Origin of the sequence: Streptomyces sp. (assembly GCF_036566765.1) — a bacterium.
Classification (GTDB): Bacteria; Actinomycetota; Actinomycetes; order Streptomycetales; family Streptomycetaceae; genus Streptomyces.
In genome coordinates, this window is record NZ_DATCVQ010000474.1 from 1 (window position 1) to 8,151 (window position 8,151).

Below are 8,151 nucleotides of genomic sequence, written 5' to 3' on the forward strand. Positions count from 1 at the left end.
GCCCGCCCGCGCCGCGCGTGGCCTTCCGCGCAGGGGCAGGCGCGGATCCGGGAGGGGGTGACGGCCGTGACCCGCTCCGCCGCAGCGCCGTTCACTCCGGTGTCGGAGTCGTACGACCCGCGCCGCCGCCCCGTCGGCGGAGGCCGTCCGGGCAGCCCGGACCGTACAGAAGGCGCAGCACACCACTCATGGACCCCCGCGTCCCCGCCCCGGCGACCGGCCTGGCCGCCGGCCGGCCGGCCGCCCCCACCGCCCCCGGGCCCGCCGCACAGCGCACCGAGCGGCCCGGCGAACTGCCGGCCCTGCACAGCGCACTCGTCGGCGTCGCCCTGCCCTGGCTCGTGTTCTCCGCCGAGCACGGCCAGCTCACCGGCGACGGCCTCGACGGCGTCTACCACGCCGGCCGGCGGCTGCTCTCGCGCTGCGTGCTGCGCGTGTACGGGCGCGAACCAGTCGCCGTCCAGGGCAGGTTGGCCGCGGCGGACCAGGCCCGGTTCGTCGGCGTGCTGCGGACCCCCGGGGACTCCGGCCCCGACCCCGGGCTCACCGTCGAGCGGACCCGCGGTGCGGACGGCACCGAGCGGATCACCCTGCGCAGCGCGGCCGGCCGTCCGCTCCGGCTCCCCGTGGAGCTCGCTCTGGGCACGGATCTCGCGGATCTGGGCGCGGTGGCGGCCGGCCGGCCCGGGCCCGAACTCTCCGCCGGAGTCCACGCCGCCGGACTGCGCTGGTCCGGGCCCGACGGCCGGTACGCCACCGTCACCGCCGATCCGCCGCCGATGGACGCTCTGGCCGTGGCGGGCCTGCTCCGCTGGGACCTCGAACTGGCCCCCGGCGCCTCCCGCACCATCGAACTCCGCGTCAGGGGCGACCGCTCGGCCGACCGCCTCACCGAGCGCGGGGCCGGCGCCACGGCGGGGCCCGGCGGAGAGGTGCTGGCCGAGGCCCGGGCGGAGGGGGACGACCCCCGGGTCGCGGAGCTCTTCCGGGCCTCCGTCGACGACCTGCGCGCCCTCCTGCTGCGGGACCGCGCCCGGCCCGCCGACCTCCACGCGGCGGCGGGAGTGCCGTGGCGCTGCGGACCGGTCACCGCCGAGTCCCTCTGGGCCGCCCGGATGGCGTTGCCGCTCGGCACCCGGCTCGCCGCCGGCACCCTCAGGGCCCTCGCCCGGACCCAGCGGGACGGCGCCGGACCTGAGCGCGGACGCATCCCCGGCCCCCTGCGGGACTCGGGCCCCGGCCTGCCGGCACGGTGCACCGGAGTCGAGGCCACCCTCGCCTTCCCCGCGGTGCTCGCCGAGGCCGCGCGCTGGGGACTGCCCGAGCAGGAGCTCGCCGAGCTGCTGCCCGCCGCGGAGCGGTGCCTGGACTGGCTGCGGGCCGCCATGGCGGCGGACGGGTACGTGTCGGACTCGGGGTCCGCCGGCAATGGGCCCGCCGGCCACGGGCCGTCCGGCCCGGTGCGGGCCGAGACGCAGGCGCACGCCCACCGGGCCGCGATGCTCGGCGCCGACCTGCTCGACTTCTGCGGCCGGCCCGGCGGAGCGGAGTGGCGTGATCGGGCGGGGGCGCTGCGGGAGCGGTTCCGGCTGGAGTTCTGGCTGGACGACCGCGGCGGCGGGCGGCCCGTCGCGGCCCTGCTCCCCGGCGGGACGCCGTTGCCGCACCTGGGCTCCTGGGCGGCGCACCTGCTGGACACGGGGCTGACGGGCGGAGGCCGCACGGCCATCGGGCTGCTGGACAAGGACCGGACCGACCAGCTGGCCCGGCTGCTCGGCGGACCGGCGCTCGACACCGGCTGGGGCCTGCGCGGTCTCGGGGCGAAGGAGCCGGGACACAACCCCTTCGGGCACCGGTCGGGTGCGGTGCGGGTGCACGAGACGGCCGTGGCCGTCACGGGTCTGGCCGCCGCCGGGTACGAGCGGGAGGCGGTGTCCCTGCTGCGGGGCCTGCTCGACGCGGCCGAGGCGTTCGGGTTCCGGCTCCCCGAGATGTACGCAGGGGAGCAGCGCACCTCCGGCGCGGTTCCGGTGCCGCACCCGGCGGCCTGCCGTCCGGCGGCGGTCGCCGCGGCCGCCGGGATCCAGGCGCTGACCGCGCTCGCCGGGATCCGTCCCGACGCCCCGGGGCGGACGGTGGCCCTGCACCCGATGCGCTCGGCCCCGCTGGGGGCGGTCCGGCTGGCCGGGCTGCGGGTCGCGGGGGAGCCGTTCGCGGTGCGGATCGGCAGGCTCGGTACGGCCATCGTCGAGGAGGCCGCCGACGGCCTCCAGCTGGGGGTGTGAGCGGGTGAGCGAACACGAGGGGGACGGAGGGAAAGGAGGGCAAGAAGTCACTGCTGTTGCTGGAGAGGGGCGTGTTTATCGTCAGGAAGACGACTATGATCGCGGCATGCCTCCCTACGACCCGTCGGCCTTTCCGCCGTTCGCTGTCACCGTCGACCTGGTCGTACTCACCGTGCGCCGCCACGCGCTGTGCGCGCTGGTGGTGCGTCGGGGAGAGGCGCCGTTCCAGGGCAGCTGGGCGCTGCCCGGCGGCTTCGTCCGGGCGGACGAGGACCTCGGTGCGGCGGCGGCCCGTGAACTCGTCGAGGAGACCGGGCTGTGCGTCCACGATCCCGGCGCCCCGCCGCCGGTCCCGGTCAAGGGCGCGCACCTGGAGCAGCTCGCCACCTACGGCGACCCGCAGCGCGACCCCCGGATGAGGGTCGTCAGCGTCGCGCACCTCGCGCTGGCGCCGGACCTCCCCGCGCCGCGCGCCGGCGGCGATGCGAACAGCGCGCGCTGGGCCCCCGTCGACGAGCTCCTGCAGGAGGGCGAGGAGGCCCGGGGCGACGAGCAGTCCGCGCCGCTCGCCTTCGACCACGCCCAGATCCTGGCCGACGGCGTCGAGCGGGCCCGGTCCAAGATCGAGTACTCCTCGCTCGCCACCGCGTTCTGCCCGCCGGAGTTCACGGTGGGCGAGCTCCGGCGGGTCTACGAGGCGGTGTGGGGCGTCTCGCTCGACCCGCGCAACTTCCACCGGAAGGTGACCGGCACCCCCGGCTTCCTGGTTCCGGCCGGCGGCACCACCACCCGGCAGGGCGGCCGCCCCGCGCAGCTCTTCCGGCCCGGCGGGGCGACGCTGCTCAACCCGCCCATGCTGCGCCCCGAGGTCTGAGCGAGGGTCTCCGGAGCCCGGACACCACAGGCCCGCAGGCCCCAGCCCTGCACCAAAAGTCTGAAATGTCGCGTTATCTTGCTGCGGTAGCCGCCCTGCCGCGCAGCGGTCTCCCCTACCGCGAGAGAAGCGATGCTCCAGGCCATCGGACTCACCAGCACCCCCCGCCGCAACCGCCCTCCCGCCGTGCGCGACCTCACCTTCGAGGCCCCGTCCGGCCAGGTCACCGCGCTTCTCGGGGCCGCCGGATCGGGGAAGACCACCGCGCTGCGACTGATGCTCGAACTCGAGCCGGGCCGCGGCGTCACCTCCTTCCGCGGGCAGCCCCTGCACCGGGTCGCGCACCCGGCCCGCGAGGTCGGCGTGCTCCTCGGCGACGTACCCGGTCACCCCTCGCGCACCGTGCGCGGCCAGCTGCGCATGCTCTGCGCCGCCGTCGGCGTCCCCGTCTCGCGCGCCGACCGGATGCTTGAGGCCGTGGGCCTCACAGGCGTCCACGACCTGCGCCTCGGCACTCTCCCGCTCGGCATGGACCGCCGACTCGGGCTCGCCTGTGCCCTGTTGGGGGAGCCGCACACCCTGCTCCTCGACGAGCCCGGGGCCGGCCTCGCGGTCCGGGAGAACCTCTGGCTGTACGAGCTCCTGCGCGCCCACGCGGCCGAAGGCGGAACGGTTCTCTTCACCACCCCGGACCCCAAGGAGGCCGCGCGCAACGCCGACCGGGTCGTCACCCTCGACGCCGGACGGCTCGTCGCCGACCAGGACGTCACCGAGTTCGCCCGCACCCGGCTCCGTCCGCGCGTCGCCGTCCGTACCCCGCACGCCGCCCGCCTCGCCGCCGCCCTGGCCCAGGAGGCCCGGGCCGGCCGCCGCTCCGTGGAGGTCGTCGCCGAGGGTGGCAACCGGCTGTCCGTGTACGGCAGCGACTGCGCCGCGATCGGCGACACCGCGTTCCGGCACGGCGTCCTCGTACACCGCCTCGCCGACGAGGTCGGCGACACCGGCGTCCCCCGCAACGCCGCCCACGCGGCAACCGCGCCGGAGCCCGGCGCCTCGACCCCGACCGCCCCAGCCCCAGCCCGATCCCCGGCCCCCGACCCCGCATCCGGTCGGAACCCCACCCCCGACCGCCGCCCCACCCGCGCCCCCCGCCGCCCCTTCCGGTACGAGGTCCGGCGGCTCCTCGGCGTGCCCTCCACCGGGCTGGTCGCCGTGGCGACCCTCGTCGCCTCCGCCGTGCTCGCCGTCCTGCTCGCCCGCGGCGGCCGGACCCCGCTCCCGGTCGCGGTGGCCGGCTGGCCGGAGCTCTCCCCGCTGCCGCCCGCCGCGCTGGGCGCCGGACTCCTCGGCGCGCTCTCCTTCGGCGACGAGTACCGCCACCCCGCGCTCACCTCGGGGCGCGGCGTCGTCCCGCGCCGCCTGGGCCTGCTGGTCGCCAAGCTCACCGTCACCGGCGCGGTCGCGCTGCTGCTCGGGACGCTCACGATCGTGGCCGACATCGAGGCCCTCCGCCTTCTCTACGGCGAAGACTTGATCCCCGTACCGGACAACTGGCCCTCGCTGTGCGCGAGTTGGCTGGGCCTCGCGGTCGGCTGCGCCTGGGCCGGAGTGCTGGGCGCGGGGGTGTTCCGGGCGACGGCGGCGGGAGTGGCCGCGGTGCTCGCGGTGCCGGTCGCCGTCGTCCCCGTCCTGAAGGCCGCGCTCACCGGCGCCCCGGGCCGGTCGGTCGCGGGGCTTCCGGCCCGGCTGCGTGAACTGATGCTCGTCCAGTGGCCGTCCGCCGGCGACCGCTGGCTGGACGGCGCGCTGCGGGTGGTGGGGCAGCCCGTCGGGGTGGCGCTCGCGCTGTCGTTGGCCGCGCTGGTCTGTGCCTACCTGATCACCGGCCTTCGGCGTAGGGCCCGTTGGTGATCACTTCTGGAAGGATCACCTCCACTTCCGGTGATCTTCTGGCGCAACTCCCTTGAAACTGCCCGTTTCGCACCGATTAAGCGTCAATTGTGAAGGGGGTGCCGATCACCCTTTCGTGTGCTTTTCACCAAAGACCTCAAGGGGCACCGGGGCAACGCCGACAAAGGATGCGTGAGTACCCTTGCGCACACCATGATGACCGCCGCCCGCCCCGCCGACTCCGGCCTGGCCGCCACGGGCGATCTCGACCGCTACCCGTATGTGGAGGCGCCTGGCGCCGACCGTGTCGGGCCGCCCACCTGGGAGGGGGCGGACACGGACCTCGGCCGGGTGGGACGCCGGACCGCCGGCAGCCGCGGTCGTGGGCTGCACGGCCAACTCGTCCAGCAGCTCGGCCAGATGATCGTCTCCGGCGACCTGGGCGCCGACCGGCCCCTGGTCCCCGAGGAGATCGGCCAGCGCTTCGAGGTCTCGCGCACCGTGGTGCGCGAGTCGCTGCGCGTCCTGGAGGCCAAGGGCCTGGTCAGCGCCCGTCCCAACGTCGGCACCCGGGTCCGCCCGGTCAGCGACTGGAACCTGCTGGACCCGGACATCATCGAGTGGCGCGCCTTCGGCCCGCAGCGCGACAACCAGCGCCGCGAGCTCAACGAGCTCCGCTGGACCATCGAGCCCCTGGCCGCCCGGCTGGCCGCCGGCCACGGCCGCGAGGACGTCCAGCAGCGCCTCTCCGACATGGTCGAGATCATGGGTCACGCCTTCGCTCAGGGGGACGGACTCACGTTCTCCCGAGCCGACGCCGAGTTCCACTCGCTGCTCATCCAGCTCGCCGGCAACCGCATGCTGGAGCACCTCTCCGGCATCGTCGGGGCCGCCCTCCAGGTCTCCGGCGCACCCGCGACCGGCTGCGAGCGCCCCGGCGAGCCCTGCCTCGCGCACCACGCCCGGATCGTCGAGTGCCTCGCCGCCGGCGACGCCCCGGGGGCCGAGGCGGCCATGCGGCAGCTGCTCACGGCCCACCCCGAGGTGGAGCGCGTCGTGCCCGCCCCGCGCGAGCACTGATCCGCGGGCGACGGCAGGGAGTGCGCAGCCGTACGCATCGCGTGTCGCCGGGCCCGGCGGCCCCCGCAGGGAGGCCGCGGGCAGGCCGCGAGGGATGCTCGAGACGTGGGGTCGCGGGCTCCGGTGGCACGATTGCGGGGGCGAACAGCCGTTCTGGCCGGTTCGTCGCATTTGTGGTGTGACTGGGGCCACGCGGATTGGGCGTAACGCTCTTCGAGGCAATGCGATGACTTAAGAGGTGACGGCCGAGGAAGGAATACAGCAGCCCCGTGTGGCGCTGTGCAGATCCCCGGTCCAGCCCGCGCCGTCGGCACATCCCCAGCCGTCGGTCGTCGGCTCCAGCCCGATCATGGGCGGGGCCGGAAGCCGTTTTCCATCGTTCCGAGAGGTTGTTCGTGTCGGCCAGCACATCCCGTACGCTCCCGCCGGAGATCGCCGAGTCCGAGTCTGTGATGGCGCTCATCGAGCGGGGAAAGGCTGATGGGCAGATCGCCGGCGATGACGTGCGTCGGGCCTTCGAGGCTGACCAGATTCCGCCAACCCAGTGGAAGAATGTTCTGCGCAGCCTCAACCAGATCCTCGAGGAAGAGGGTGTGACGCTGATGGTCAGTGCAGCGGAGTCGCCGAAGCGCGCCCGCAAGAGCGTCGCAGCGAAGAGCCCGGCCAAGCGCACCGCCACCAAGACCGTCACCGCCAAGACGACCGTGACCAGGACCGTCGCGGCCGCCACGGCGGCCCCGGCGGCCGAGAGCGCGGATCCCGCCGACGAGGCCGGTTCGCCGGCCAAGAAGGCGGCCGCCAAGAAGACCGTGGCCAAGAAGACGGTGGCGAAGAAGGCCACCGCCAAGAAGACCGCGGCGAAGAAGACCACCGCCAAGAAGGACGCCGACGAGGCCGTCGAGGGCGAGGAGCTCCTCGAGGACGTCGCGCCCGGCAAGGGCGAAGAGGAAGAGACCGAGGGCGAGAGCAAGGGCTTCGTCCTGTCCGACGAGGACGAGGACGACGCGCCCGCCCAGCAGGTCGCCGACGCCGGTGCCACCGCCGACCCGGTCAAGGACTACCTCAAGCAGATCGGCAAGGTCCCGCTGCTCAACGCCGAGCAGGAGGTCGAGCTCGCCAAGCGCATCGAGGCCGGTCTGTTCGCCGAGGACAAGCTGGCGAACTCCGACAAGCTGGCGCCGAAGCTCAAGCGCGAGCTGGAGATCATCGCCGAGGACGGCCGCCGTGCCAAGAACCACCTCCTGGAGGCCAACCTCCGCCTGGTGGTCTCGCTGGCCAAGCGCTACACCGGCCGCGGCATGCTCTTCCTGGACCTGATCCAGGAGGGCAACCTCGGCCTGATCCGGACGATCGAGAAGTTCGACTACCGGCTCGGCTACAAGTTCTCCACCTACGCCACCTGGTGGATCAAGCAGGCCATCACCAGGGCCATGGCCGACCAGGCCAGGACGATCCGCATCCCCGTGCACATGGTGGAGCTGATCAACAAGGTCGCGCGCACCCAGCGCCGCCTGCAGAGCGAGCTCGGCCGCGAGCCCACCCCCGAGGAGATCGCCACGGAGTGCGAGCTCGAGGTCGACCGCGTCAGCGAGATCCAGGGCTACGGCCGCGAGCCGATCTCCCTGCACACGCCGCTGGGAGAGGAGGGCGACAGCGAGTTCGGCGACCTCATCGAGGACACCGAGGCCGTCTCCCCGGCCGACGCCGTCTCCTTCACCCTGCTCCAGCAGCAACTGCACTCGCTGCTCGACCAGCTCTCCGAGCGCGAGGCGGGGGTGATCAGCATGCGGTACGGCCTCAACGACGGCAAGCCGATGACCCTCGACGAGATCGGCCGCATCTACGGCGTCACCCGCGAGCGCATCCGCCAGATCGAGGCCAAGACCATGTCCAAACTGCGCCATCCGTCCCGGTCGCTGGCGCTGCGCGACTACCTGAGCTGACCCCGGCTCGCCGCTTGGTACGAGGTGCGGACTGAAAGGCTGCGCAAACGGGAACTCAAGAGTGTCGCCGTTGCCCTAT

Annotated in this window: 5 protein-coding genes; all 5 read left to right on the forward strand. The window is 74.4% G+C overall.

Annotated elements, in window-relative coordinates; genetic code table 11:
• Positions 1 to 188: 188 nt before the first annotated feature.
• The 5 genes from VIU94_RS27985 (at position 189) to VIU94_RS28005 (ending at position 8,072) form a co-directional block, all read left to right on the forward strand.
• The gene (locus VIU94_RS27985) at positions 189 to 2,285 is read left to right on the forward strand and encodes a glycogen debranching N-terminal domain-containing protein (RefSeq protein WP_331915342.1); all 2,097 of its coding nucleotides are present in this window, start codon (positions 189 to 191) and stop codon (positions 2,283 to 2,285) included.
• Positions 2,286 to 2,391: 106 nt separating this feature from the next.
• Entirely contained in the window at positions 2,392 to 3,159 is a 768-nt protein-coding gene (locus VIU94_RS27990) for an NUDIX hydrolase (protein WP_331915344.1), read from the forward strand.
• Between the two features lie 132 nt (positions 3,160 to 3,291).
• Complete coding sequence (locus tag VIU94_RS27995; protein ID WP_331915346.1) at positions 3,292 to 5,070, forward strand: ABC transporter ATP-binding protein; 1,779 nt, start codon at positions 3,292 to 3,294, stop codon at positions 5,068 to 5,070.
• A gap of 171 nt (positions 5,071 to 5,241) precedes the next feature.
• Positions 5,242 to 6,129: a FadR/GntR family transcriptional regulator gene (locus VIU94_RS28000; RefSeq protein ID WP_331915348.1), complete on the forward strand. Its 888-nt coding sequence runs from the start codon at positions 5,242 to 5,244 to the stop codon at positions 6,127 to 6,129.
• A 395-nt stretch (positions 6,130 to 6,524) separates the two neighbouring features.
• Entirely contained in the window at positions 6,525 to 8,072 is a 1,548-nt protein-coding gene (locus tag VIU94_RS28005) for an RNA polymerase sigma factor (RefSeq protein ID WP_331915350.1), read from the forward strand.
• The last annotated feature ends 79 nt before the right edge of the window (positions 8,073 to 8,151 follow it).